Source organism: Shewanella sp. T24-MNA-CIBAN-0130, from assembly GCF_040310185.1.
Taxonomy (GTDB): domain Bacteria; phylum Pseudomonadota; class Gammaproteobacteria; order Enterobacterales; family Shewanellaceae; genus Shewanella; species Shewanella psychromarinicola.
In genome coordinates this window covers 1-262 of record NZ_JBEOPP010000370.1, presented here as the reverse complement: position 1 = coordinate 262, position 262 = coordinate 1, and the positions used below count along the sequence as shown (strand labels likewise).

Below are 262 nucleotides of genomic sequence, written 5' to 3'. Positions count from 1 at the left end.
GATGATAATAACACCAGATTTTGATAGTAACTTGATATCGTAACGTTTGAGAATAAGGTAGAGCGCGTATAAGCTGGCAAGTACCAGTAGTCCTTGTGCTAAGAAATAGTTATGGCTGAAAACTTCATCGTTATTCACAAAGTCGTGATCGTATTCGCCCACGACGATATAGACTGAGAAGATAAGGAGTATAAAAGCACTGGCATAACTGAGTGCTTTACTGATATCAAAAGCACCCGAACGCCATTTTATAGCTACATGC

General features: G+C 39.3%; 1 protein-coding gene. It reads right to left on the bottom strand.

The window, feature by feature from the left end; genetic code table 11:
- Positions 1-262, bottom strand: a 262-nt coding sequence (locus AAEZ02_RS22770; RefSeq protein ID WP_351125363.1) for a hypothetical protein, incomplete at both ends; no start/stop codon positions are given.